Source organism: Rhizobium indigoferae (assembly GCF_034554815.1).
GTDB classification, from domain to species: domain Bacteria; phylum Pseudomonadota; class Alphaproteobacteria; order Rhizobiales; family Rhizobiaceae; genus Rhizobium; species Rhizobium leguminosarum.
In genome coordinates, this window is sequence record NZ_CP140635.1 from 3,354,221 (window position 1) to 3,375,879 (window position 21,659).

Below are 21,659 nucleotides of genomic sequence, written 5' to 3' on the forward strand. Positions count from 1 at the left end.
AAACGAAAAGCGGATCAACGCGCCGATGCGCTGGATAAGCTGCCGTCGGATGAACGGCGGCCTATCCAGCGGACAGGATCAGACCTTCAGCTCGCGCCGCTCGCGCTCGGTCACCATCGCAAGATCGAGCACCTTCTGCAGGTTGGCGGCGTGGCGGAAGTTCGGATCCGGCTGGATGCCGCTTGCCACGGCCTCGGCAAAACGCTCGTAGTTGGTCGCCACCGGTTCAACCTCGATCTTCGTCCAGGTGGCGGTTTCGACATCCTCGCCGAGGCAGCCATGCAGCTCGGAACCGCTGGGACGATGGATGACCTCAAGGCTGCCCCTCTCGCCATAAATCCGCAGCTTCAACTCGTTCAAATGCCCTGTCGCCCAACGGCTGGCATGGATGACGCCGAGTGCACCATTGGCGAAATCGACAGACATGGTGAAGCTGTCATTGGCATCGAGCAGATATTCGCCGATCTGGCCGCCCGGCGCCTTGTTAAAGGTCTTCAGCCGCGCAAAGACGTGGTCGATGTCGGTCGCCGCACCATAGGCGGCGAAATCGAGGATATGGATGCCGACATCGCCGAGCACGCCGTTCGAGCCGTGGCCGGTGGAAAGCCGCCACAGCCAGGTCGATTCCGTGCGCCAGTCGCCCCAGGCGCGCGACACGAGCCAACTCTGGAGATAGGAGGCTTCCACGTGCCTGATCGTGCCGAGCTCGCCGGCGAGCACCATCTCACGGGCGCGCTGTAGCGGCGCGACGTTGCGATAAGTCAGGTTGACCATGTTGATGACGCCGGCTTTCTCGGCCGCCTCCGTCATCTCTAGCGCCTTCGCATAGTTCTCCGCCAGCGGCTTTTCGCAGAAGACGTGCTTGCCGGCGGCAATCAGAGCCATCGTCGTCGGGTGATGGATGCGGTCGGGCGTCACGTTCGTCGCCGCATCGAATTCACCCCAGGCGATCGCCTCCTCCAGTGAAAGAAACCGCTTTTCGATGTTGAACTTGTCGGCGAAGGCCGAAAGCCGCTCAGGATCGGTGTCGACGGCACCGACCACAGTCACGCCGTCGATAAGGGGGAAGCGGGCGAGCTGGTTTTTCGCCATCACCCCGGTGCCAAGAACGAGTAATCGCATGGATGCTCCTCAGCGGTAACCGGCTTCGCCGGCCTGGTGCAGTTTCGGGCCGCGTTCGACGATCGGCTCCAGTGCTTTTTCTACCGGGACATTTGGAGCGTCGGTGATACCAGTCAACGCCCCCTCAGGGTTATAGGCCCACTTCACGCCGTTGATCAGCACCTTCTGGACATTGACGTCGTGATAAGTCGGATAGGTCTCGTGACCGGGGCGGAAATAGAAGATATTGCCGGCGCCACGGCGCCAGGTCAGGCCCGAGCGGAACACTTCGCCGCCCTGGAACCAGGAGATGAACACCGTTTCGAGCGGCTCCGGCACCGAGAACTGCTCGCCGTACATTTCCTCGTTCTCGAGCTCGAAATGCTCGCCGATGCCTGCGGCGATCGGATGGCGCTGATTGATCGTCCACAGCCGCTCTCGTTCACCCGCCTCGCGCCATTTCAGCGCGCAGGGTGTACCCATCAGCCGCTTGAAGATTTTCGAGAAATGCCCCGAATGCAACACCAGCAGGCCCATGCCTTCCCAGACGCGCTTGGCAACACGCTCGACGACGACGTCGGAGACCGCGCCGTGATCCTTGTGGCCCCACCAGCTCAGCACGTCGGTTTCGGCAAGGCGGGCCTCACTGAGGCCGTGTTCCGGCTCCTGCAGCGTCGCTGTCGTCGCCGAGATATCGGAATCGGTATTCAACGCGTTGGCGATCGTCGTGTGCATGCCTTCGGGATAAATATCCCGGACGATTTCATTGGTATTCTCGTGGATATTCTCTCCCCAGACGACGGTGCGAATGGCCATGATGTGCTCCTGTAGAACCTGGAAGTATCGATAGGCGGGAAGGCAGGATTCAAAGCGCTTTGGAAAATGGCGCTGGCTGCGCCTCGTCTCCTCTACGTCCAAAGAACACATAGACCTTTGTCAGTATTTTGACAAAGGGGAAAATTTACCGGCCTGAGGCGGAGAAACGGCCTGCAAATATCACAGCAATATCAATGCGAAACGGATTTCGAGAATAGATTGACGACCACAACGCCCGATATGATCAGCCCGAGTCCCACGACTGCCGGCAGGTCGAGGCGCTGCTTGAAGAAAACCAGACCGACCGAGGAAATCAGCACGATTCCCAAAGCGCTCCAAATCGCATAGGCGATGCCGACGGGGATACTTTTCAGCGTCAGCGACAGGCAATAGAAGGCAGCCGCATAACAGGCGACGACGAGTGCCGTCGGCCCGATGCGGGTGAACTGCTGCGATAGCTGCAGCGCGGTCGTGCCAATGACTTCGAGCACAATAGCTGCAAACAGCAGCCCGTAGACGGCGGCCTGGCTCATGGCAAATCCCTTTCGAATTACTTGCCGGTCAGTTCGACAAGGCGATCGATGAGATCCCGCCTCAGAACGCCGTTGATATCATGGCTTTCCAACGTATCTGCGAACCAAAGTCCGTCGGCGGCGAAACGCACGACTTGTGCGTCGAGGGAGGAATCGGTGCCGATATATTCCTCCGACCGCGCCTGTACCCATTGGCGCCAGCGAAGACGCAACCGGGGTTCGGCAAGAAGCGCGATCGTCACCTGCGTCCAATTCCTGGAATCGTCGGGACGATCCTTGAGACCGGATACCGCCCTGAGATAGGCGCGGGTGAAGCGGCCCTGCGGCAGCGGATCGCCGCGCATCAGTTCCTCTATATCGGCGTCGAACTTTTCGAGCAGGCTCTCGAACAAGGCGTCGAGCAGCGCATTCTTCGTCGGGAAGTGATGCAGCAGCCCGCCCTTGCTGACGCTGGACGCGGCGGAAACCGCATCGAGCGTGACGGCGGCCATGCCTTCGCTGGCAGCAAGGCGCGCGGCGACCTCCAGCAACTGCTGGCGCACGAGGACGGGCTGCTTCTTGCGATGATGAGCGTTCGACATGCAAATTAAAAGATACCGTCCGGACGGTTTTGTCAAGGAGAATCGGCACTACCCCTGCCGTGCCTGCATTATGCGCGAAATGCCGCGGCACCTTGATGACAGTTGCGATCATTTTCCGCCCGGTGCATGAAGGGCCTGGGTATTAGGATGGCATGGGATGGTTTCATGACGGAGAAGGTCACCACACTCTATCAGGCGGTCGGCGGCGATCCTGTCGTACGGGCGCTGACGCACCGCTTCTATGAGCTGATGGACACGCTGCCGGAGGCGAGAAACGTGCGCGCCGTGCATCCGCCGAGCCTTAACGGCAGTGAAGAGAAATTCTACGAATATATGAGCGGTTATCTCGGCGGCCCGCCGCTCTATACCGATAAGCGCGGCCATCCGCGCCTGCGCAGCCGCCATTTCGTCGCCGAGATCGGCCCTGTCGAACGCGACGAATGGCTGCTCTGCTTCCGCCGCGCCCTGGACGAGACGATCGCAAGCCAATCGCTGCGCGATCTCATCTGGGCGCCGGTCGAACGGCTCGCCTACCATATGCAGAACAGGGCGCCTGACAACAAGGAACAACCATGAGCTTGAACGCGCGTCTGGAACCGGTGCTTTATCTCTTTGCCGGCCTGTTCGGCGTAGCCGGCGTGGCGCTTGCCGCCCTTGCTGCCCATGGCGGCGGCGAGGCCAATCTTGCGGCATCCGCATCTGCCATGTGCCTTGTCCACGCCCCTGCCCTGCTGGCATTGGCTCTCGGCAACACCAGGCTCAGAACCGCCTGGCTGGCCGGTTTCCTGTTGATTGTCGGAACGCTGCTTTTTGCGGGCGATCTCGTCACCCTGCGCTTTACCGGCTCCGGCCTCTTCCCCTATGCCGCGCCGACCGGCGGCTGGGCGATGATGCTTGGCTGGCTGGCCGTTGCGGCAGGCGCTGTCTTCCGCGTCAAGGCATAGGGCATTTCCGTTATTCCCGAGCGAGGGAATTTCTCTATGTTTTGTTTTCTCGCAATCCGGACCCAAAACCGCTGCGCACTTTGGCTGGAGTTGCTCTAGTCACGCGGCTGCGGCACACGGCCGAAGCGCAGCAGATTGCCGTGCGGATCATGGATGTAGAACTCCTCCATGTTCCATGGCCGCACCTCCATATTGCTCAGGCGCTCGACGCCCTTTTCGCGATATTCCGCGTGGAGGGCGCCGATGCCGCCGCCTCGGAGATAGACGGAGCTGTTCTGGCAAAGCGTGGCATCCTGCGTCCGCCAGAAATGCAGCTCCATGTCGTCGCGCCGCAGGACGAGATAGTCCGCCGCCCGATAGACGATCTCGGTAAAGCCGAGCGCATCGCGGTAGAAGGCAAGCGTCTCATCGATATCGAGCGACGGCAGGACCGGCAGAACCGCGATGCGATCCGGCCCTTCGTTCATATGCCGTCGACGACGTTGAAGCCTTCGAAGACTGGCGGTCCCTTGTAGATCGCCTTGTGATCGCTGGCATTGCGGTGCGCTGCACGAAAGCTCTCGGACTTCGTCCAGTTCTGAAAATCCGCTTCGCTTTTCCAGACCGTGTGCGAGGAATAGAGCGTGTAGCCTTCCTCGTCGTTGACCTTGCCGCGCAGCAGGCGGAATTCGACGAAACCGGGCACCTCGGGCAGGCTGGAATCGCGATTGCGCCAGACCGTCTCGAAATCGCCTTCGCTCCCGGTTGCAACCTTGAAGCGGTTCATTGCGATATACATGAAATCTCCTTACGCCTTCCTCTTGCCCGCCCTTGCCGCACGCGAGGGAAAGGCGAGAACATTATCGCCGTTTGCCGCCGCCGGGCCAAGCGGTCTTGTTGCCGCCTCTCCGGGCATGCGCGCTTCCCAGGTCGGAAAGAACATCACATTCTGGTAGATCTGCTGGCGTTCGGCATGCTGCTGGAAAAGCTCGTAGAGTTCGGGCACGAGGCCCTCGCCTGTCTGCGCGGCAAGCTTGTGCAGGCCGATCATGGTGAAGCCGTCGGGGCGCTGGTCGTTCATCGGGAATTGTCTCGTTCGTTCATCGTCTGCAGCGCACGCTCCAGGCTGGACTTGCTGCCGTTGCGAAGCGGGATGAAGGCCTTGCCGAACTTCTTGCAGCCGGTCTTCACGCGCAGGCAGGCATCGTGGCTGATACAGTCGATCGGGCAGAACACGCAGTCGACCGAGGGAAGGACGGTATCGATGCGCGAAACCGCTTCGCGTAAGCCGCCGTCGTGATGAATGAGCTCTGCACCGAAATTGCTGCATATCTGACGAAGATGCGCCACCTGGCAGTCACGGCCGCCGACATAGAGGAAACTGCGGCCATCCAGTTTGGATCGCCCAAGGGATGCCTGACCGGCGTCCTCGCCCGCGCTGTCGCGGACCTCCCGGTTCGAACCCTTCTTGCCCTTGCGAGCCATATACCACCCGTTCGCTCGTTGATCGTCACACGATTCCTGCGTGTGCGAGCGGACCTTATTAAACTCGATTTTTAGAGTAAAGTATAAAGTTGATTATTTTTATCATATTATCTAGTGACCTGAACTTCCTGGGCGAAAGTCCAGCTAGGCTTACCCCACTCCGAGGGCAGCGGCGGAAACGGCGCCGCGCGCCGCACACCATCCAGAACAGCTTTATCCAATTCTGCAATACCCGAACTGCGAGCAACAGAGACCGACGCTACCCTGCCTGTTCCGTTAATCGTCAATTGAATCCTTACGGTCATACCGCCGCTCTTGTTTTTGTATTCATCAGGCACGCGAACAGCACGACGGATCCGCTTCTGTATCTTACCAGGGTAGTTGGCTACGGCAGCACTTCCCATACCGTCAGTTCCGCCTGTCGTGGTTGACGTGCCGTCAGTTTGCGGCCCGTCCTGGCCGTTCACCATGCCCCTCGTCGAGTCCTCACGATCTGAGCCCTCTTTCCCACCAGCAGGCTTGGCCCTCTTCTGAGACTGCTTCTTTTCAACGGGTTTCGGTTTTTCAGCCTTCGGCACCGGCTTGTCTTCAGGTTCCGGCGAGACTTCGACAGTCTCGACAGGCTTTACTTCTTCCGGCGGAACTGCGGTGGGCTGGACAGCCGTTGGCACTACTTCTTCCGGTACTGTTGCCTGCGCGATATCAGGCATGGGCTGTTCGGGCACAGCCGTTGCCATCGGCTGAGCGACGAAAGATTCTGCAGGGCTCTCGGAGACAAGCACCTCTGGCTCGGCGGCAACAACGGCCTCAGGGGAAACCCGCGTAACTTCCTGCACCGACTGAACGGTCTCCATCGTTTCAGTTTCGACCGGCTGGGCCTGCTCCGGCGGCACGGTCGTGGCATCTAGTTCCGTGGCCTCCTCCGATTGAACTGTATCCGGCTCAACCTCCTCAGAGGCAACTTGCTCGGGCTGGCGCTCTAACTCTGGATCGCCGGCCGATGTCTGGTCAACGTCAGAGTCGCCATACACGACGACGCTGACAGCCTCACCAGCATCTTCAATCGCTTCGTTCGGCGGCGTCGGCATGAACACGCTAAGCGCAACCACCAGACCTGCATGAAAAAAGAACGAACCAATACAAGTCAGCGCCATCCGTCGCCGCACCGGCGCTTTCTCGTCCTCCTGCTTTTCCACCGCCGCATCCAGCGGCGGCGCAGGAACGGAGGCTATCGGCTCGGCTACCGGATGATCGGGAAAGGAGGGTATCTGCGCGAAACGCGCGTAGTGGACCACAGCCTCGCCAGCCGGCTGCCGCTGCACATTGCGCAGGTCGGAAAGCTCGTGGCCGGGATGTATGTTATTGTCGTTCAGACTGCCGTCAGCGTCCGGCTCCCCGATGAGCACCTGTCTCGATCTGGACTTCGCTGAAATTGCCATTTGTATGCCTCGGACAGTCTGACCATGCCCGCCGGGATTCATTCCCGGCGTATTCTTAGCCCTCGAAGGGAACGGAAATCTGTGAACGGGTAACAAGACCCTTCATGCATTCGCCCGTCGCCGGGCCGTCGCAGACCGGCGTGTCGTTGATGATGATGCGCGTGACCGTTTCGCACTTCACATTCGGCATATCGAACTGGCGCACGCGCTTCTTGCCCTGCGGCAGATCGCGGAAATCGAGCACGGTGATGCGGTCGACGGCATTCTTGTCGTTGAAGAAAGCGAGCTCGAAGGAGATCTTGTTGATCGGCGCCTGAAGATTGTTCTCGGCGACGAAGGTCATCATGCAGCCCTTTTGCGACGGCGCCAAAGCGTTGAGTTCGACATCCAGCTTGGCGGTTGCCGCATCCTGCGCCTGGCATACGCTTGAAACCGCCATCACCATGCCGGCTGCAACAGCCGCAAACCTAACCGTCATCATCTTCTCCGCCATTGTCGCGAACCGCCGCCCAGGCGGCTTCATATCAGCAATCTCAAAAACTTGACTGTATTAGTCTCCTATTGCGTCTTTAAAAAACTATGAGTAAGAAAGTCAAGATAATTGTCATCACAACCGGGGACCCTGATCACCGGTCTCACGGAATTGCCAACTGAAATGATGGTTGAAAAGCCAGATAACTTTAAGCACGTGCCGCTGCAGAGCGAGCCTGCGGCGCAGCACCGGATCGTCGAAAGCGCGGATCTCTTCCGCGGCACGAACGAGATCATGATTAGACACGACGGCTTGGTCTATCGCCTGAAGATCACCCGTCAGGGCAAGCTCATTCTCAATAAGTAGGGTAGGACATGACCGAACAGACAAGACCGGCGCCAGCCGAAATCCGCGCGTTTCGCGCCGAGAATCCGAAAATGCGCGAGCGCGATATCGCCGCGCAGCTGAAGATTTCCGAGGCAGCCCTCGTCGCCGCCGAAACCGGCATCAGCGTGACCCGCATCGATGGCAGTGCACTGAAGCTTCTCGAACGCGTGGCAGGCCTCGGCGAAGTGATGGCGCTGTCGCGCAACGAAAGTGCCGTGCACGAGAAGATCGGTGTCTTCGAAAACATCAAGAGCGGTGCGCAGGCCGCGATCGTTCTCGGCGAGAATATCGACCTGCGCATCTTCCCGAGCCGCTGGGAGCATGGTTTCGCCGTATCCAAGAAGGATGGCGACCAGGAGCGCCTTAGCCTGCAATATTTCGACAAGACAGGCAACGCCGTGCACAAGGTGCACATGCGCCCGAGCTCGAATCTCGAGGCCTATCAGGCGATCGTCGCCGAGTTGAAGCTGGAAGACCAATCGCAGGAATTTGTCGAGGCTGAAACCTCGAACGCCGCCGATGATACTGCCGACGTCAGCCGCGACGAACTGCGCGACAACTGGAGCAAGCTCACCGATACGCATCAGTTCTTCGGCATGCTGAAGCGCCTGAAGATCGGCCGCCAGGCGGCGGTGCGCACTGTCGGCGACGACTATGCCTGGAGGCTCGACAACAGCGCAACGGCAGACATGATGCATGCCTCTGTGAAATCTGGCCTGCCGATCATGTGCTTTGTCGCCAATGACGGCATCGTCCAGATCCATTCCGGCCCGATCTTCAACGTGCAGTCGATGGGACCGTGGATCAATATCATGGACCCGACTTTCCACCTGCATCTGCGCCAGGATCACATCGCCGAGACCTGGGCCGTGCGCAAGCCGACCACGGACGGCCACGTCACCTCGCTGGAGGCTTACAACGCAGAAGGCGAGATGATCATCCAGTTCTTCGGCAAGCGGCAGGAAGGTTCCGACGAACGCGCCGCATGGCGCGAGATCATGGAAAACCTGCCGCGGGCAGCAAGCGTGGCCGCATAAGGATCGCAACGATGACGATGCGTAACAATCTGCGCCGGATCCGCCCTTGGGAACTGGCCCTGACGGCGGCCGTCATGGCGCTGCCGCTGATCCCGACGGCGCGCCCAATCGAAGGCTTCGCCTTCGTCCGCGCCGCCCACGCTGAAGAAAAGAAGCTCGACACCTCGCGCCTGGTTTCGGTCGGCGGCGACATCACCGAGATCGTCTATGCGCTCGGCGAAGAAAGCCGGCTGATTGCCCGCGACACGACGAGCATGTATCCGGAGGCGGCGTTGAAGCTGCCCAACGTCGGTTACATGCGCGCGCTCTCGCCGGAAGGCATCCTCGCCATGAACCCGACGGCGATCATCGCCGTCGACGGTTCAGGCCCGCAGGAGGCGCTGACCGTGCTGAAGAATGCCAGCGTGCCCTTCGAAACCGTGCCGAGCGCTTTTACCCGCGACGGTATCATCGCCAAGATCGACCGTGTCGGCACGCTGCTTGGCGTGCCCGACAAGGCGAAGGCACTTGAAGCAAAGGTCGCGGCCGATCTCGACGCGGCGATCGCCGATGCCGAAAAGCGCCCGGAGGCCGAGCGCAAGCGCGTTCTCTTCATCCTCAGCGCCCAGAACGGCCGGATCATGGCATCGGGCACCGGCACGGCCGCCGATGGCATCGTCAAGCTCGCCGGCGCCATCAACGCCGTCGGCGCATTCCCGGGCTATAAGCCGCTGACGGACGAGGCGATCATCGAAGCCAAGCCCGACATCATCCTGATGATGAACCGCGGCGATGGCGCCGGCACCAAGAACGAGGACCTGCTGGCTCAGCCGGCGATCGCGCTGACGCCGGCTGGCGAGAAAAAAGCGATCATCCGAATGGACGGCGTCTACCTGCTCGGCTTCGGCCCGCGCACCGCAGCCGCCGCGCGGGAGCTCAACACGGCGATCTACGGGGGCTGATCATGGCCCTGCCGCAAGCCATGACGGAACGAAGGCGACCATTCCCGATGGCGGACATCCGCGAAATCAGGCAGGCGGGCGACAGGACGCGGCTCGCCTTGCTGGCGATCGCGCTGCTCGTCGTCGGCTCGGTCTTTTCGATGCTGTTTTCCGTGACGACAGGCGCCTCGGATGCCTCGATCCTCGACGTCATCAGCAACATGTCCGGCCCTGAGACTGCGCTGAGCACGCGTGACCGGATCATCATCTTCGATATCCGCCTGCCCAGGGCGATCCTCGGCTTCCTGATCGGCGCCTCGCTGGCCGTCTCCGGCACGGTGATGCAAGGCCTGTTCCGCAATCCGCTGGCCGATCCCGGCCTGGTCGGCGTCTCCGCCGGCTCAAGCCTCGGCGCGGTGGCGATGATCGTGCTCGGCGGCGGCCTTGCAGCTCCACTCCAGGCGCTTCTCGGCATCTACGCTCTGCCGGCGGCCGCTTTCGGCGGCGGCCTCGTCACGACGCTACTGCTCTACAGAATCGCCACCCGTCATGGCCAGACCTCGGTTGCGACAATGCTGCTTGCCGGCATCGCGCTCGGTGCGCTCGCCCTCGCCATAACAGGACTGCTGATCTACATGGCCAACGACCAGCAGCTGCGCGACTTGACCTTCTGGAGCATGGGCTCGCTTGCCGGCGCCACATGGACGAAAATCGCTTCCGCCAGCCCGATCATCCTCTTGTCCTTCATCGCCCTGCCCTTCATGGCCCGCGGCCTCAATGCCATCACGCTCGGCGAAGCGGCCGCCTTTCATATGGGCGTGCCGGTGCAGCGGCTGAAGAATGTCGCGATCGTCGGCGTCGCCGCGGCGACCGGCGCGTCCGTCGCCGTCAGTGGCGGTATCGGTTTCGTCGGGATCGTCGTGCCGCATATCCTGCGTATGGCGATCGGCCCCGACCATCGTTTCCTGCTGCCGGCCGCAGCACTGCTCGGCGGCTCTCTTCTGATCTTCGCGGATGTCCTGGCTCGCACCCTGGTTGCCCCGGCCGAGCTGCCGATCGGCATCATCACCGCGGCGGTCGGCGGCCCGTTCTTCCTGTGGATCCTGCTGAGACAGCGTTCGCGCCTTGCCCTGTGAGTGACCCCGGTGAGTGACCCCGTGAGTGACATTGCGATGATCGAAGTTTCCGGCGTCTCCGTGCGCCTTTCCGGCAAGACCATCATCAGCGACGTCGCCTTCACGGCAAAGGCCGGCGAACTGACGGCGATTGCCGGGCCGAACGGCTCCGGCAAGACGACGACGATGAAAGCCATCTCCGGCGAACTTGCCTATAGCGGCTCGGTGCGCATCGGCGGCGACGAGGTGCAGGGGCTGAAACCCTGGCAGCTTGCCGCCATTCGTGGTGTGCTGCCGCAGGCGAGCACCATCTCCTTTCCCTTTACCGTACGCGAGATCGTCCGCATGGGCCTGACATCAGGCCTCAACCTGCATCCCGACAAGGCCGAGCAAACGGCCGCCACAGCACTAGCCTCCGTCGACTTGACCGGCTTCGAAGGCCGTTTCTATCAGGAGCTCTCCGGCGGCGAGCAGCAGCGTGTGCAGCTTGCCCGCGTTCTCTGCCAGATCGCCGAGCCCGTCGTCGACGGCAAGCCCTCCTGGCTGCTGCTCGACGAACCGGTCTCGAGCCTCGACATCAGCCACCAGTTGACCATCATGACGCTTGCCCGCAATTTCTGCGAACGCGGCGGCGGTGTCATCGCCGTCATGCACGATCTCAATCTGACGGCGCTCTTTGCCGACCGCATCGTGCTGATGAAATCCGGCCGGCTCGCGGCCGCCGGCAGGATCGTTGAAGTGCTGACGGACGAAACGATGCTGTCGGTGTTCGGTTGCGCGCTGCGCATCAACCAGGTGCCGGCCGACGGCACGCCCTTCGTGCTCGCCCACAGTGCCGTTTCCCGCCCCTGAGCACTGCTCCGCGGAACTTTTGATCGTCCGGCACGTTTTCGGCATGATCTGGGTCAATGCCGGGCGATATCATTCATGCAACGGACGGTGGTGACCCTCGTGCGAAACAGGCGGGCTTGCGCGCGCCCCAGCCAATGGAGACAGCCATGAGCTATTCTATCTTCCAGTCCGCCCGCAGCCGCCGCAACGGCACCTTCCACAATCTGGAATCCGGCATCGAGGAGCAGATCGAGGCGCTGCGCGACGAACTCGCGGAACTGACGCGCCTCGTCGGCAAGAGCTCGCGCCACCAAGGCGAGAAAATCCGCAGCCAGGCCGGCGCCGGTTACGAAGAACTGCTTGGCCGCAGCGAGGATCTGCTGCGCGAATTGCAGCACGGCTATGAGCGCGGCGCGACGGAAATGCGCGATACCGTACGCAAGCATCCGCTGGCAACCATCGGCGCCGCAGCCGCTTTCGGCCTTGCCATCGCCTTCCTCGCCCGGCGCTGAGGAAGCGCGATGCTGTTTTCGATCCTCAGCCTGCTGACGGGCGCAAGCGTGCACCGGACCGTTGCGCGCGCCAAGCGCAATGGCATCTTCATTGCGCTTGCCGTGCTCTTCCTTCTCACCGCCTACGCGCTGGCCGTCACCGCCGGCGCCATCTGGCTCGCCGGCATCTACGGCCCAGTCGGGGCTGCCCTCTTCCTGGCCGCCTGCGCGCTGCTGATCGCCATCATCGCCCTGGTCGCGATGTCGATCATCAACACCCGGGAAGCACGCCGCGCCCGTGAACGCCGTGCTGCGGTGGAATCTCTGGCAACGGTCGGACTCGGCCTTATCCGCGCCCAGCCGCTGCTGACCGCCGGTGTTCTGGCAGCAATCGTCGCAGCCAATCTGGTGGGCTCGAAGCGCGACGATTGATTGAGGGACTCGCTCTATGCGTACTCGCTACGAAAATGGAGAGAGTGAACACTTTCCCCCTCACATACGAGCGGAAAATTAGGCAAGGGCGCCATCTCACGCTCCCTCACGCTGTGCGCGTGTCACAGGAATGAGGGAGCGTGAGGTAGTTGCCTTGAACAGCTATCCACGACTTGGATATGCGCCCTTCTCCCAAAACAAAAAGCCGGCGCCCCGAGGGGCGACCGGCTTTCCTCCCAAATATAACTCTTGTCAGAACGCGAAGGCCTTCGACGTTAGCGGCGCCGAGGTGGCGTCGGGGCCAAAATCAGCCTCTCCAGATATCTGCAGCAACTCCTGCAGCCGCTGGCGGGCCCGGTTGACGCGGCTCTTGATGGTGCCCACGGCACAGCCACAGATTTCGGCCGCCTCCTCGTAGGAAAAACCCGAGGCGCCGACGAGGATGATCGCCTCGCGTTGATCCGGCGGCAGCTGGTCGAGCGCCTTCTTGAAGTCCTGCAGATCGAGAGCGCCATATTGCGAGGGGTGCATCGCCATCGATTCAGTGAACAGCCCGTCGCTGTCCTGCACTTCGCGGCCGCTCTTGCGCATCTGGCTGTAGAGTTCGTTGCGCAGGATCGTAAAGAGCCAGGCCTTCATATTGGTGCCCATCTCGAAATGATCCTGTTTGGCCCAGGCTTTCATGATGGTGTCCTGGACGAGATCGTCGGCACGGTCGTGCCGCCCGATGAGCGAGATTGCGAAAGCGCGAAGACTTGGGAGTGCCGCCAGCAATTCCCGCTTGAAGCTGGGTTGCGATTTATCTTCCATGCGGGCGATCCTATTCGGCCATCTTGGCAGAAGCCATCATTTCAGCATGGTCGAGCTTTTCGAGAAGGTCGAGAAAACGATCGGGGATCGCCTCATCCTGTGCGGCCGCATAAAGCGACCTCAGCCTGACGCCGATCTGATTGTTCGGGTCCAAGATGTCGCTTGCCCGCAGCTCCAGCTTTCGCTGATCGGCTGCTTCTTTCTTGCGTGTAGTCATCAATTCGTCTTCTCGCCGGTTGTCTGTTCGCGGGGCGTGGATGGGATCAATCACAATTTCAACCATCGACATCGAACGTTCGATTGTCGATGTCGCTGGTATTTGCCGCTGCATGGGTCAAAACGCTACGCCCTTTCTTCGTCGGCTGGAATAATGCGGCGCGACGAAAAAAGTTCCTGCGATTCCGGAACTTTTTTACCAAGGCGGCGTTAACCGCTCATTGAAGCCAATGCCGGCCTGTATGCAGGAGCCATGAATGACACTTTCTACTCGGATTGCGCCGCACCTTCCTTATCTGCGCCGCTATTCCCGCGCCCTTACCGGCACTCAGACTTCAGGCGACGCTTACGTCGCCGCCGTTCTCGAAGCCATCATCGCCGATCTGTCGATTTTCCCGGATACGGCGAATGACCGGGTCGCACTCTACAAACTGTTCACGCAACTGTTTGGTTCCACCGCAGTCCAGATTCCAGAGCCGACCTCGCCCTATGCCTGGGAGCAACGTGCCACGCTGAACCTTGCCAAGGTTTCGCCGCGCGCCCGTCAGGCCTTCCTGCTCGCCTCCGTAGAGAATTTCCGCGTCGCTGAAATCGCCGAAATCCTGGAAACCGAAGAACAGGATGTCATGCATCTGCTCGACGTGGCGTCGCAGGAGATTTCCCGTCAGGTCGCAACCGATATCATGATCATCGAGGACGAACCGCTGATCGCCATGGATATCGAGCAGATGGTCGAGAGCCTCGGCCATCGCGTCACCGGCATTGCCCGTACGCATGCCGAGGCCGTGGCGCTCTACAACAAGACCAAGCCGAGCATGGTGCTGGCCGACATCCAGCTTGCCGACGGCAGCTCCGGTATCGACGCAGTCAACGACATCCTCAAGACGTCGAGCGTGCCGGTGATCTTCATCACCGCTTTCCCGGAACGGCTTCTGACCGGCGAGCGCCCGGAACCGACTTTCCTTGTCACCAAGCCGTTCAATCCCGACATGGTCAAGGCACTGATCAGCCAAGCGCTTTTCTTCAATGAATCGACCAGAGTAGCCGCCTGAGACGCAATTTTCCGGCCTTCGGAACCAAATCGCCAAAGCAGGCGTTCCGGTGCTACCGGGACGCTCCGGTGGCTTTAACGGTTTTTGCAGCGCTTTGTTCTAGAGTTGGCAGGCGGTGTCTGTAAGGGCGCTCCCTTCAGCGACGTTCAAGATGTCACAAGGAAAGGCGGCCGCGTGAATACGACTGAACCATTGTACGGCATGCCTTTCACCTTCGAAGGCAAAGCCGCAATGATGGAACGCGCGCTCGGCAGCGCCGGGATTTCGATCCTCTGCCAGGACGCCCGGCTGTCGATCTTCTACGCCGAAAATCTGCCGCCGCATTTCGCAGCGCTCTTTATGCCCGGCGGCAGCGACGCCGCCCTTTTCGGCGACGCCCATGGGCGATATCTGACCGCGCTGAAACACAAGGTGCTGGAAACCGGCATCCCCAACAATGCCGAAGTTGAGATCGACGTCGACGGCGAAAGGCGCACGTATGAACTGAAGATCCAGCGCACCGGCGAACGCGGCGTACATGGACTTCTGTCCGTCATGACTGAAGTCACCGAAAGCCGGCATCGCGAAAAAGTTCTGAAATCACTGCTGCGCGAACTCTCTCATCGCTCGAAAAACCTTCTCGCCATCATCCAGGGCATTGCCACGCAGACGGCGCGCAACACGCTCTCTCTCGACAGCTTCCTCCTCAAGTTCCGCGGGCGGCTGCAATCACTTTCCAACTCGCAGGACCTGATCACGGATTCCAGCTGGCGCGGCGCCTACCTCTTCGAACTCGCCGAAAAGCAGTTCGCCCCCTATTGGCCGGAGACGGCCGGCTCCATGCCGATCTATGGCATCAACGCTCACCTGACACCGAATGCCGCCGTGCATCTCGGGCTCGCCCTCCACGAACTCATCGTCAACTCCGCCTCCTTTGGCGCGATATCAGGCGGCGCCGCCTCCATCACGCTGAATTGCCGCGAAGCCATGATCAACGACAGGAAGGCAATCGAAGTCGCCTGGGCGGAAGTTCTGCACGATCAGTCGGAAGTCCACGAATTCAGCGACAACAGCTTCGGCCGCACCGTGCTGGAGCGTGTCGTGCCATCGTCGGTCAATGGCAAAGCGGAGTTGAACCTCGTTCCCGGCCGCATTGAATATCGTCTGACCATTCCGGAAACCGAATTCGAGATCTTCAAGCGAGTGTGAAAGCCCTGGAGACAATCGAGAACGAAAAACAGCCGGTGCGAGGGCGGCGCACCGGCTGTCTTCACTCACCGGGAGGGGACCGTGAGTACGTCCGGATAGTGGGTTGGGGGCGCGCATGTTGGGTCGATGCGATCACCATCCGGATATCGCAATAACGACGACATCAAACTTTGGTTCCCTGCCATCCGAAAAAAATTCGACTTTTTTGAATCTTTTTTCGGATGCCCTTCCCTCGTCGCGCGTTCAGCCGTTTTACCGATGCAGGCCGAATAAATTCTTCCAGCAAAAACAGCGGATTACTGGCGTGACAGCGAGAGAAAATCGTCAAAATTTTACCGTTTGATAAATTTTTAAACCTGAGTTACGCTTTCCCTCACAGGCCGTTTACCAATAATGAGGGAACTTCAATGGAACGACTGGAAACTGGGATTCATGCCGGCCGGCTTTCGCCCGCCGAGTATGAGGCTAATTTTTCCGATCTTCATCCGCGCCTCGACAATCACGAGGCGCTGGTCGCCGCCGACCGCTGTTATTTCTGTTATGACGCGCCGTGCATGACGGCCTGTCCCACCTCGATCGACATTCCGCTGTTCATCCGCCAGATTTCGACCGGCAATCCGATCGGCTCGGCAAAGACGATCTTCGACCAGAACATCCTCGGCGGCATGTGCGCCCGCGTCTGTCCCACCGAAGAACTCTGCGAACAGGCCTGTGTGCGCAACACGGCCGAGGAGCGGCCCGTCGAGATCGGTCGCCTGCAGCGTTATGCGACCGATGCCGCCATGCAGGCCGGCAAGCAGTTCTATGCCCGGGCCGAACCGACCGGAAAGACGATCGCCGTTGTCGGCGCAGGCCCAGCCGGCCTTGCCGCCGCCCATCGCCTGGCCGTCAAGGGCCATTCCGTCACTATCTATGATGCCAGGGAAAAATCCGGCGGCCTCAACGAATACGGCATCGCCACTTACAAGACCGTCGACGACTTCGCCCAGAAGGAAGTCGATTACGTCCTCTCGATCGGCGGCATCGAGGTCCGGCATGGGCAGCGTCTCGGCCGCGATTTCTCGCTTTCCGATCTGGAAGCGCAATATGATGGCGTCTTCCTCGGTATCGGCCTTGCCGGCGTCAACGCGCTGCGCATCGAGGGCGAGAACCTCGCAGGCGTCGACGACGCCGTTGATTTCATCGCGGCTCTCCGTCAGGCCGAAAACAAGAGCGAAATCGCCGTCGGCCGCCGCGTCGTCGTCCTTGGCGGCGGCATGACGGCGATCGACGCCGCCGTGCAGGCAAAGCTGCTCGGCGCCGAGGAGGTGACGATCTGTTACCGCCGTGGCAAGGAACACATGAACGCCTCCGAATTCGAGCAGGATCTGGCTAGCTCTAAGGGTGTCATCATCCGCCACTGGCTGGCGCCGAAATCGATCCTGTCACAGGACGGCAAAGTCGCCGCCATCGAGGTGGAATATACGAGGATTCTCGAAGGCCGCCTGGTCGGCACCGGCGAAACCGGTGTCATTGCCGCCGACCAGATCTTCAAGGCGATCGGTCAGACCTTTGACGCCTCTGGACTCGGTTCGTTGCGCATGGAATCCGGCCGCATCGCCGTCGATGGCGACGGCCATACCTCGCTCGACCGCGTCTGGGCGGGCGGCGACTGCGTCTTCGGCGGTGAAGATCTCACGGTTTCCGCCGTCGCCCACGGTCGCGACGCGGCTGAATCCATCCATCGCACCCTGTCCGCAGCAGCCGCTCCGGCTGTCGCGGTTGCTTGAAGGGGAGAATGAACAATGGCTGATCTCCGCAATAATTTCGTCGGTATTAAATCCCCGAACCCGTTCTGGCTGGCGTCTGCGCCGCCGACCGACAAGGCCTACAATGTCGAGCGCGCCTTCAAGGCCGGCTGGGGCGGCGTGGTCTGGAAGACGCTGGGCGAGGAAGGCCCGCCCGTCGTCAACGTCAACGGCCCGCGCTACGGCGCGATCTGGGGCGCCGACCGCCGCCTGCTCGGTCTGAACAATATCGAGCTCATCACCGACCGCGACCTCTACACCAACCTGCGCGAAATGAAGCAGGTGAAGATGAACTGGCCGGACCGGGCACTGATCGCCTCGATCATGGTACCCTGCGAGGAGCAGGCCTGGAAGGCGATCCTACCCTTGGTCGAAGAGACCGGCGCCGACGGCATCGAGCTCAATTTCGGCTGTCCGCACGGCATGTCGGAGCGCGGCATGGGGTCGGCGGTCGGCCAGGTGCCGGAATATATCGAGATGGTCGTGCGCTGGTGCAAGCAGTACACCCGCATGCCCGTCATCACCAAGCTGACTCCCAACATCACCGATGTCCGCCGTCCCGCCCGCGCCGCCAAGGCCGGCGGCACCGATGCCGTGTCGCTGATCAACACGATCAATTCGATCGTCTCCGTCGATCTCGACAACTTCGCCCCCAACCCGACGGTCGGCGGCAAGGGCAGCCATGGTGGTTATTGCGGCCCGGCGGTAAAGCCGATCGCGCTCAACATGGTGGCCGAGATCGCCCGTGATCCCGAAACCTACGGCCTGCCGATCTCGGGCATCGGCGGCATCACCACCTGGCGTGACGCGGCCGAATTCCTCGTGCTCGGGGCCGGCAACGTTCAGGTCTGCACGGCGGCGATGACCTACGGCTTCAAGATCGTCCAGGAGATGATCACTGGCCTCTCCGACTGGATGGACGAAAAAGGCCATCGCAGCCTCGACGACATTACCGGGCGCGCCGTGCCCAACGTCACCGACTGGCAGTATCTGAACCTCAACTACATCGCCAAGGCGAAGATCGACCAGGACGCCTGCATCAAATGCGGCCGCTGCTACATCGCCTGCGAAGATACCTCGCACCAGGCGATCACCAACTTCGTCGATGGCGCGCGTCATTTCGAGGTGATGGACGAGGAATGCGTCGGCTGCAATCTCTGCGTCAGCGTCTGTCCGGTCGAGAACTGCATCACCATGGAACAGCTTCCCGCCGGCACTCTCGACAAGCGCACCGGCCGCGTCGTCGACCCCAACTATGCCAACTGGACGACGCACCCGAACAACCCGATGGCGCGCCAGGCGGCGGAGTAAGGATCTGCACCGCCGCGGAATAGATCGATCCGCGGCGTTGCAATCTTGCCGGCAACGTTCGAAAGCGTTAGGCCAGTCTACCTGCCGAATGACTTCCGATAGGCATTGGGACTCGTCCCCAGACGCCTGCGGAAATGATGGCGCATCGTCGCCAGTGTTCCAAAGCCGCTGGCGGCGGCGATATCGTCGAGCGAAACGGCAAGCTCCCTCTCCAGCAGATCGCGGGCATGCCGCAGCCGCTCCGTGAGCAACCATTCGCCGACGCTGACACCCGTTGTCGCTTCGAAGCGCCGCTGGAAGGTGCGCATGCTCATGCCGGCTCTTTTGGCAAGCAGGCTGATCGGCTGGTCCTCGGACAGGCTTTCGCGCATCCATTCGATCAGCGGCCCCAAGCGGATGCCCTCGCGCTCCTCGGGAACCGGCGCGTGAATGAACTGCGCCTGTCCGCCTTCGCGGTGCGGCGGCACGACGAGCCGTCTTGCCACGCTGTTTGCAGCCTCCGAACCGAAATCGCCGCGCACCACATGCAGGCAAAGATCAATGCCGGCGGCACTCCCCGCCGCCGTCAGCAGGCTGCCTTCATCCATGTAGAGAACGTCGGCATCAAGCCTGATGTCGGGATAACGTGCGGCGATCGAGGCGACATAGCGCCAATGTGTCGTCGCCCTGCGGTTGGCAAGCAGCCCCGATCCGGCAAGAACCGCAACGCCCGAGCAGAGCGACATGATGCGCGCGCCGCGCTGATGCGCTGCCCTGAGCGCTGCGCCGAGTGGTGCCGGTACCGGCGCATCGATTGCCCGCCAGCCGGGCACGACGATCAGGTCCGCCTCATCGAGTACCTCCAGGCCCTTGTCGACCGCGACCGTCAGCCCTCCCGCAGCGCGAAGCGGCCCCGGCTCGATGGCGCAGACCGAGAAGCGATACCAATCCTCACCCATCTCCGGGCGCGGCAGGCCGAAGACCTCGTAGGCGATGCCGAATTCGAAGGTGCAGAGCCCGTCATAGGCAAGCACTGCGACCAGCGGTCCTTTCGTCTGCTGTGGCGATGAGTTTGGCATGATCTTTACGCTGTCAGTCATGATGGCCAATTTCGCAAAGCTTTAGCATCGGCGATACCAGGCGGCAATTCGAACCCAAGAGGAAATCGCAATGCCAAGCCCTGTCGCAGAAATCCCCGCCGCCGCCGCTGAAATCGCCGCCGCCCATTTTGGAGCCAAGCTTGCCTTCGAGACCGATTGCTCCGATGTTCACGCCGCCTTTGCGTCGGGCAAGGTCGATTTCGTTCTGCTCGACGCGCGCTCGCCGACGCTCTTTGCACAGTCCCACGTTCCCGGTGCCCTCAATCTGCCGCATGGCAAGATGACTGCGCACCGCATGTCGGCCTGGCCCTCCGACACGCTTTTCGTCGTCTATTGCGCCGGCCCGCATTGCAACGGCGCTGACAAGGCCGCACTTCGCCTCTCCCGCCTCGGCCTGTCGGTGAAACTGATGATCGGCGGCGTGACCGGCTGGGCCGATGAAGGCTTCGCTTTCGAAGAGGGCGTTCCCGCTGCCGCCTGATCAGCCTCCCTTCTCCGCCGACAGCGCCGCGCATCTTTTCAGACGCGCGGCGCTGTCGCACTTTGAATTGCGGCATAATTTTATGCAGCAGGCAGAAGCGCAAATCGCGACCGTCAGAACTCGACGACCACCTTGCCGAAAGGCCCGCGATAGAGATGATCGAGCGCCTCAGGGAATTCGTCGAAGGCGTAGCGCTTGTCGATCACGGGCTTCAGCCCGGTCTGGTCGATTGCCCGCACCAAGTCTTCCAGCGCACGGCGATGGCCGACGGAAATGCCCTGCACAACAGGCGCCTTGAGCAGCAGCGGGCCGGCCGGGCCGGAAACCTCGAACCCCTCGAACACGCCGATAACGGAAATACGGCCATTGATCGCCACCGCCTTCAGCGCCTGGCCGAGATGCGGGCCGCCGACGATCTCAAGCACGTGATCGGCGCCATAGCCGCCGGTCAACTGATAGAGTTGCTCAACCCAGTCGCCCTCATGGCGGTTGATCACGTGATCTGCGCCGAGGGCAGCGGCGCGCCCGAGCTTCTCGGCGCTGCCTGATGTGATGAAGACCACCGCGCCGTGCGCCTTGGCGATCTGCAGACCGAAGAGCGCCACGCCGCCGGTGCCTTGCACCAGCACCTTGTCGCCGGCCTTCAGACCGCCGCATTCGATCAGTGCGAACCAGGCAGTCAGCCCGGCGCAGGGCAAGGTGCTTGCCTGCGCCGCATCGAGCGTCTCAGGCGCGCGTGAATACCACTCCTCCGACAGCACGGTATATTGCGAGAGCACGCCAGGATAGAAGCCGCCGCGTGTCTTGTAGGGTGGCGTGCGCGCATCGCCCAACCCGCGTCCGTCGATCCAGTCGGGCGAAAACGTCGAGATGACCCGGTCGCCCGGCTTGAAACGGCTGACTTCGGGTCCGACCGCCTCCACAACCCCCGCCATATCGGAAGCCGGGACGAAGGGAAATTGCAGCGGCAATCCCATGCCGCTCTCCAGCACCAGCCGGTCGCGGAAATTGAGCGAAACGGCTTCCGTCCGGACCAGAACTTTGTTTCCCGAAACCGGCTCGAGCCTCCGCTCGCCGATCGTCAGCTGGCGCTCCGGTCCGATCGTGTCGATCTGCCATTGCCGTGTTGTCTGCATTGTCTTGCTCCTTGTCCATTGCAGGGAGCCGAAACC

Annotated in this window: 28 protein-coding genes; 14 read left to right on the top strand and 14 right to left on the bottom strand. The window is 61.4% G+C overall.

All coding sequences use genetic code 11. The annotated features are described in order from the left end of the window. Positions 1 to 78: 78 nt before the first annotated feature. The 4 genes from U5G49_RS16775 to U5G49_RS16790 all read right to left on the bottom strand — a co-directional run bounded on the left by U5G49_RS16775 (position 79) and on the right by U5G49_RS16790 (position 3,031). Positions 79 to 1,122: a Gfo/Idh/MocA family protein gene (locus U5G49_RS16775; RefSeq protein WP_018073767.1), complete on the bottom strand. Its 1,044-nt coding sequence runs from the start codon at positions 1,120 to 1,122 to the stop codon at positions 79 to 81. A 9-nt stretch (positions 1,123 to 1,131) separates the two neighbouring features. Then, on the bottom strand, positions 1,132 to 1,917 hold the full coding sequence (locus U5G49_RS16780) for a ThuA domain-containing protein (RefSeq protein ID WP_193445031.1): 786 nt from the start codon (positions 1,915 to 1,917) through the stop codon (positions 1,132 to 1,134). A gap of 191 nt (positions 1,918 to 2,108) precedes the next feature. Further along, complete coding sequence (locus U5G49_RS16785; protein WP_018243243.1) at positions 2,109 to 2,450, bottom strand: SMR family transporter; 342 nt, start codon at positions 2,448 to 2,450, stop codon at positions 2,109 to 2,111. A 17-nt stretch (positions 2,451 to 2,467) separates the two neighbouring features. Then, complete coding sequence (locus U5G49_RS16790) at positions 2,468 to 3,031, bottom strand: TetR/AcrR family transcriptional regulator (protein ID WP_130717588.1); 564 nt, start codon at positions 3,029 to 3,031, stop codon at positions 2,468 to 2,470. A 165-nt stretch (positions 3,032 to 3,196) separates the two neighbouring features. Between U5G49_RS16790 and U5G49_RS16795 the strand changes: the two genes are divergently transcribed. Together U5G49_RS16795 and U5G49_RS16800 are read left to right on the top strand one after the other, a co-directional pair. Continuing rightward, the gene (locus U5G49_RS16795; protein WP_193445030.1) at positions 3,197 to 3,607 is read left to right on the top strand and encodes a group II truncated hemoglobin; all 411 of its coding nucleotides are present in this window, start codon (positions 3,197 to 3,199) and stop codon (positions 3,605 to 3,607) included. Beyond that, positions 3,604 to 3,975: a DUF423 domain-containing protein gene (locus U5G49_RS16800; RefSeq protein WP_193445029.1), complete on the top strand. Its 372-nt coding sequence runs from the start codon at positions 3,604 to 3,606 to the stop codon at positions 3,973 to 3,975. The genes U5G49_RS16795 and U5G49_RS16800 overlap by 4 nt, the downstream gene beginning before the upstream one ends. A gap of 95 nt (positions 3,976 to 4,070) precedes the next feature. Here U5G49_RS16800 and U5G49_RS16805 read toward each other — a convergent pair whose 3' ends face one another. The 6 genes from U5G49_RS16805 to U5G49_RS16830 form a co-directional block, all read right to left on the bottom strand. Next, positions 4,071 to 4,442, bottom strand: coding sequence for a bleomycin resistance protein (locus tag U5G49_RS16805; RefSeq protein ID WP_047618857.1), 372 nt, complete (start codon positions 4,440 to 4,442; stop codon positions 4,071 to 4,073). After that, positions 4,439 to 4,753: an antibiotic biosynthesis monooxygenase family protein gene (locus U5G49_RS16810; RefSeq protein WP_047618859.1), complete on the bottom strand. Its 315-nt coding sequence runs from the start codon at positions 4,751 to 4,753 to the stop codon at positions 4,439 to 4,441. The genes U5G49_RS16805 and U5G49_RS16810 overlap by 4 nt, the downstream gene beginning before the upstream one ends. 9 nt (positions 4,754 to 4,762) lie before the next feature. Continuing rightward, positions 4,763 to 5,035: a hypothetical protein gene (locus tag U5G49_RS16815; protein ID WP_028733298.1), complete on the bottom strand. Its 273-nt coding sequence runs from the start codon at positions 5,033 to 5,035 to the stop codon at positions 4,763 to 4,765. Then, positions 5,032 to 5,439 (bottom strand): DUF2325 domain-containing protein, encoded by a 408-nt coding sequence (locus U5G49_RS16820; protein ID WP_018243248.1) that lies wholly within the window; start codon positions 5,437 to 5,439, stop codon positions 5,032 to 5,034. Before U5G49_RS16820 ends, U5G49_RS16815 begins: the two co-directional genes overlap by 4 nt. A 107-nt stretch (positions 5,440 to 5,546) precedes the next feature. Beyond that, a complete protein-coding gene (locus U5G49_RS16825) occupies positions 5,547 to 6,878 on the bottom strand; it encodes an energy transducer TonB (protein ID WP_193445028.1) in 1,332 nt (443 codons plus the stop codon). A 55-nt stretch (positions 6,879 to 6,933) separates the two neighbouring features. After that, complete coding sequence (locus U5G49_RS16830) at positions 6,934 to 7,356, bottom strand: hypothetical protein (protein WP_047619083.1); 423 nt, start codon at positions 7,354 to 7,356, stop codon at positions 6,934 to 6,936. A 177-nt stretch (positions 7,357 to 7,533) separates the two neighbouring features. Here U5G49_RS16830 and hemP point away from each other — a divergent pair, with 177 nt between their 5' ends. The 7 genes from hemP (at position 7,534) to U5G49_RS16865 (ending at position 12,563) form a co-directional block, all read left to right on the top strand. Continuing rightward, on the top strand, positions 7,534 to 7,716 hold the full coding sequence (gene hemP, locus U5G49_RS16835) for a hemin uptake protein HemP (protein WP_012758649.1): 183 nt from the start codon (positions 7,534 to 7,536) through the stop codon (positions 7,714 to 7,716). 8 nt (positions 7,717 to 7,724) lie between these two features. Continuing rightward, positions 7,725 to 8,774: a hemin-degrading factor gene (locus U5G49_RS16840; RefSeq protein ID WP_193445027.1), complete on the top strand. Its 1,050-nt coding sequence runs from the start codon at positions 7,725 to 7,727 to the stop codon at positions 8,772 to 8,774. A gap of 11 nt (positions 8,775 to 8,785) precedes the next feature. Next, entirely contained in the window at positions 8,786 to 9,715 is a 930-nt protein-coding gene (locus U5G49_RS16845; RefSeq protein ID WP_130758877.1) for a heme/hemin ABC transporter substrate-binding protein, read from the top strand. Between the two features lie 2 nt (positions 9,716 to 9,717). Next, positions 9,718 to 10,830, top strand: a complete 1,113-nt coding sequence (locus U5G49_RS16850; protein WP_193445026.1) for a FecCD family ABC transporter permease — start codon at positions 9,718 to 9,720, stop codon at positions 10,828 to 10,830. A gap of 36 nt (positions 10,831 to 10,866) precedes the next feature. Continuing rightward, positions 10,867 to 11,661 carry a heme ABC transporter ATP-binding protein gene (locus tag U5G49_RS16855; protein WP_193445058.1) on the top strand — a complete coding sequence of 265 codons (795 nt, stop codon included), beginning with the start codon at positions 10,867 to 10,869 and terminating at the stop codon, positions 11,659 to 11,661. Between the two features lie 146 nt (positions 11,662 to 11,807). After that, on the top strand, positions 11,808 to 12,152 hold the full coding sequence (locus U5G49_RS16860) for a DUF883 family protein (RefSeq protein ID WP_018243255.1): 345 nt from the start codon (positions 11,808 to 11,810) through the stop codon (positions 12,150 to 12,152). 9 nt (positions 12,153 to 12,161) lie between these two features. Continuing rightward, positions 12,162 to 12,563, top strand: coding sequence for a hypothetical protein (locus tag U5G49_RS16865; protein WP_047618870.1), 402 nt, complete (start codon positions 12,162 to 12,164; stop codon positions 12,561 to 12,563). Positions 12,564 to 12,815: 252 nt separating this feature from the next. Here the strand turns inward: U5G49_RS16865 and U5G49_RS16870 are convergent, their stop codons facing one another. Next, positions 12,816 to 13,373 carry an RNA polymerase sigma factor gene (locus U5G49_RS16870; RefSeq protein WP_003542247.1) on the bottom strand — a complete coding sequence of 186 codons (558 nt, stop codon included), beginning with the start codon at positions 13,371 to 13,373 and terminating at the stop codon, positions 12,816 to 12,818. 10 nt (positions 13,374 to 13,383) lie between these two features. Further along, entirely contained in the window at positions 13,384 to 13,590 is a 207-nt protein-coding gene (locus U5G49_RS16875) for a NepR family anti-sigma factor (protein WP_024319398.1), read from the bottom strand. Positions 13,591 to 13,846: 256 nt separating this feature from the next. Here U5G49_RS16875 and U5G49_RS16880 point away from each other — a divergent pair, with 256 nt between their 5' ends. The 4 genes from U5G49_RS16880 to preA all read left to right on the top strand — a co-directional run bounded on the left by U5G49_RS16880 (position 13,847) and on the right by preA (position 18,927). Further along, positions 13,847 to 14,641: a response regulator gene (locus tag U5G49_RS16880; RefSeq protein WP_018243259.1), complete on the top strand. Its 795-nt coding sequence runs from the start codon at positions 13,847 to 13,849 to the stop codon at positions 14,639 to 14,641. Between the two features lie 192 nt (positions 14,642 to 14,833). Next, on the top strand, positions 14,834 to 15,829 hold the full coding sequence (locus tag U5G49_RS16885) for a sensor histidine kinase (RefSeq protein WP_193445057.1): 996 nt from the start codon (positions 14,834 to 14,836) through the stop codon (positions 15,827 to 15,829). Between the two features lie 407 nt (positions 15,830 to 16,236). After that, positions 16,237 to 17,598: an NAD(P)-dependent oxidoreductase gene (locus U5G49_RS16890; protein WP_193445025.1), complete on the top strand. Its 1,362-nt coding sequence runs from the start codon at positions 16,237 to 16,239 to the stop codon at positions 17,596 to 17,598. Between the two features lie 15 nt (positions 17,599 to 17,613). Then, positions 17,614 to 18,927 (top strand): NAD-dependent dihydropyrimidine dehydrogenase subunit PreA, encoded by a 1,314-nt coding sequence (gene preA, locus U5G49_RS16895; RefSeq protein WP_018243262.1) that lies wholly within the window; start codon positions 17,614 to 17,616, stop codon positions 18,925 to 18,927. 77 nt (positions 18,928 to 19,004) lie between these two features. On the opposite strand, the gene ftrA is transcribed toward preA, so the two are convergent. Then, positions 19,005 to 20,006, bottom strand: coding sequence for a transcriptional regulator FtrA (gene ftrA / locus U5G49_RS16900; protein WP_193445024.1), 1,002 nt, complete (start codon positions 20,004 to 20,006; stop codon positions 19,005 to 19,007). A 70-nt stretch (positions 20,007 to 20,076) separates the two neighbouring features. On the opposite strand from ftrA, the gene U5G49_RS16905 reads away from it, so the two are divergent. Next, the gene (locus U5G49_RS16905) at positions 20,077 to 20,487 is read left to right on the top strand and encodes a rhodanese-like domain-containing protein (protein WP_193445023.1); all 411 of its coding nucleotides are present in this window, start codon (positions 20,077 to 20,079) and stop codon (positions 20,485 to 20,487) included. A gap of 113 nt (positions 20,488 to 20,600) precedes the next feature. Here the strand turns inward: U5G49_RS16905 and U5G49_RS16910 are convergent, their stop codons facing one another. Beyond that, entirely contained in the window at positions 20,601 to 21,623 is a 1,023-nt protein-coding gene (locus tag U5G49_RS16910) for a zinc-dependent alcohol dehydrogenase family protein (protein ID WP_193445022.1), read from the bottom strand. Positions 21,624 to 21,659 lie beyond the last annotated feature (36 nt).

Coding starts and splice junctions, on each gene's coding strand:
- U5G49_RS16775 (WP_018073767.1), bottom strand. CDS start 1,122: ATGCGATTACTCGTTCTTGGCACCGGGGTGATGGCGAAAAACCAGCTC.
- U5G49_RS16780 (WP_193445031.1), bottom strand. CDS start 1,917: ATGGCCATTCGCACCGTCGTCTGGGGAGAGAATATCCACGAGAATACC.
- U5G49_RS16785 (WP_018243243.1), bottom strand. CDS start 2,450: ATGAGCCAGGCCGCCGTCTACGGGCTGCTGTTTGCAGCTATTGTGCTC.
- U5G49_RS16790 (WP_130717588.1), bottom strand. CDS start 3,031: ATGTCGAACGCTCATCATCGCAAGAAGCAGCCCGTCCTCGTGCGCCAG.
- U5G49_RS16795 (WP_193445030.1), top strand. CDS start 3,197: ATGACGGAGAAGGTCACCACACTCTATCAGGCGGTCGGCGGCGATCCT.
- U5G49_RS16800 (WP_193445029.1), top strand. CDS start 3,604: ATGAGCTTGAACGCGCGTCTGGAACCGGTGCTTTATCTCTTTGCCGGC.
- U5G49_RS16805 (WP_047618857.1), bottom strand. CDS start 4,442: ATGAACGAAGGGCCGGATCGCATCGCGGTTCTGCCGGTCCTGCCGTCG.
- U5G49_RS16810 (WP_047618859.1), bottom strand. CDS start 4,753: ATGTATATCGCAATGAACCGCTTCAAGGTTGCAACCGGGAGCGAAGGC.
- U5G49_RS16815 (WP_028733298.1), bottom strand. CDS start 5,035: ATGAACGACCAGCGCCCCGACGGCTTCACCATGATCGGCCTGCACAAG.
- U5G49_RS16820 (WP_018243248.1), bottom strand. CDS start 5,439: ATGGCTCGCAAGGGCAAGAAGGGTTCGAACCGGGAGGTCCGCGACAGC.
- U5G49_RS16825 (WP_193445028.1), bottom strand. CDS start 6,878: ATGGCAATTTCAGCGAAGTCCAGATCGAGACAGGTGCTCATCGGGGAG.
- U5G49_RS16830 (WP_047619083.1), bottom strand. CDS start 7,356: ATGACGGTTAGGTTTGCGGCTGTTGCAGCCGGCATGGTGATGGCGGTT.
- hemP (WP_012758649.1), top strand. CDS start 7,534: ATGATGGTTGAAAAGCCAGATAACTTTAAGCACGTGCCGCTGCAGAGC.
- U5G49_RS16840 (WP_193445027.1), top strand. CDS start 7,725: ATGACCGAACAGACAAGACCGGCGCCAGCCGAAATCCGCGCGTTTCGC.
- U5G49_RS16845 (WP_130758877.1), top strand. CDS start 8,786: ATGACGATGCGTAACAATCTGCGCCGGATCCGCCCTTGGGAACTGGCC.
- U5G49_RS16850 (WP_193445026.1), top strand. CDS start 9,718: ATGGCCCTGCCGCAAGCCATGACGGAACGAAGGCGACCATTCCCGATG.
- U5G49_RS16855 (WP_193445058.1), top strand. CDS start 10,867: ATGATCGAAGTTTCCGGCGTCTCCGTGCGCCTTTCCGGCAAGACCATC.
- U5G49_RS16860 (WP_018243255.1), top strand. CDS start 11,808: ATGAGCTATTCTATCTTCCAGTCCGCCCGCAGCCGCCGCAACGGCACC.
- U5G49_RS16865 (WP_047618870.1), top strand. CDS start 12,162: ATGCTGTTTTCGATCCTCAGCCTGCTGACGGGCGCAAGCGTGCACCGG.
- U5G49_RS16870 (WP_003542247.1), bottom strand. CDS start 13,373: ATGGAAGATAAATCGCAACCCAGCTTCAAGCGGGAATTGCTGGCGGCA.
- U5G49_RS16875 (WP_024319398.1), bottom strand. CDS start 13,590: ATGACTACACGCAAGAAAGAAGCAGCCGATCAGCGAAAGCTGGAGCTG.
- U5G49_RS16880 (WP_018243259.1), top strand. CDS start 13,847: ATGACACTTTCTACTCGGATTGCGCCGCACCTTCCTTATCTGCGCCGC.
- U5G49_RS16890 (WP_193445025.1), top strand. CDS start 16,237: ATGGAACGACTGGAAACTGGGATTCATGCCGGCCGGCTTTCGCCCGCC.
- preA (WP_018243262.1), top strand. CDS start 17,614: ATGGCTGATCTCCGCAATAATTTCGTCGGTATTAAATCCCCGAACCCG.
- ftrA (WP_193445024.1), bottom strand. CDS start 20,006: ATGACTGACAGCGTAAAGATCATGCCAAACTCATCGCCACAGCAGACG.
- U5G49_RS16905 (WP_193445023.1), top strand. CDS start 20,077: ATGCCAAGCCCTGTCGCAGAAATCCCCGCCGCCGCCGCTGAAATCGCC.
- U5G49_RS16910 (WP_193445022.1), bottom strand. CDS start 21,623: ATGCAGACAACACGGCAATGGCAGATCGACACGATCGGACCGGAGCGC.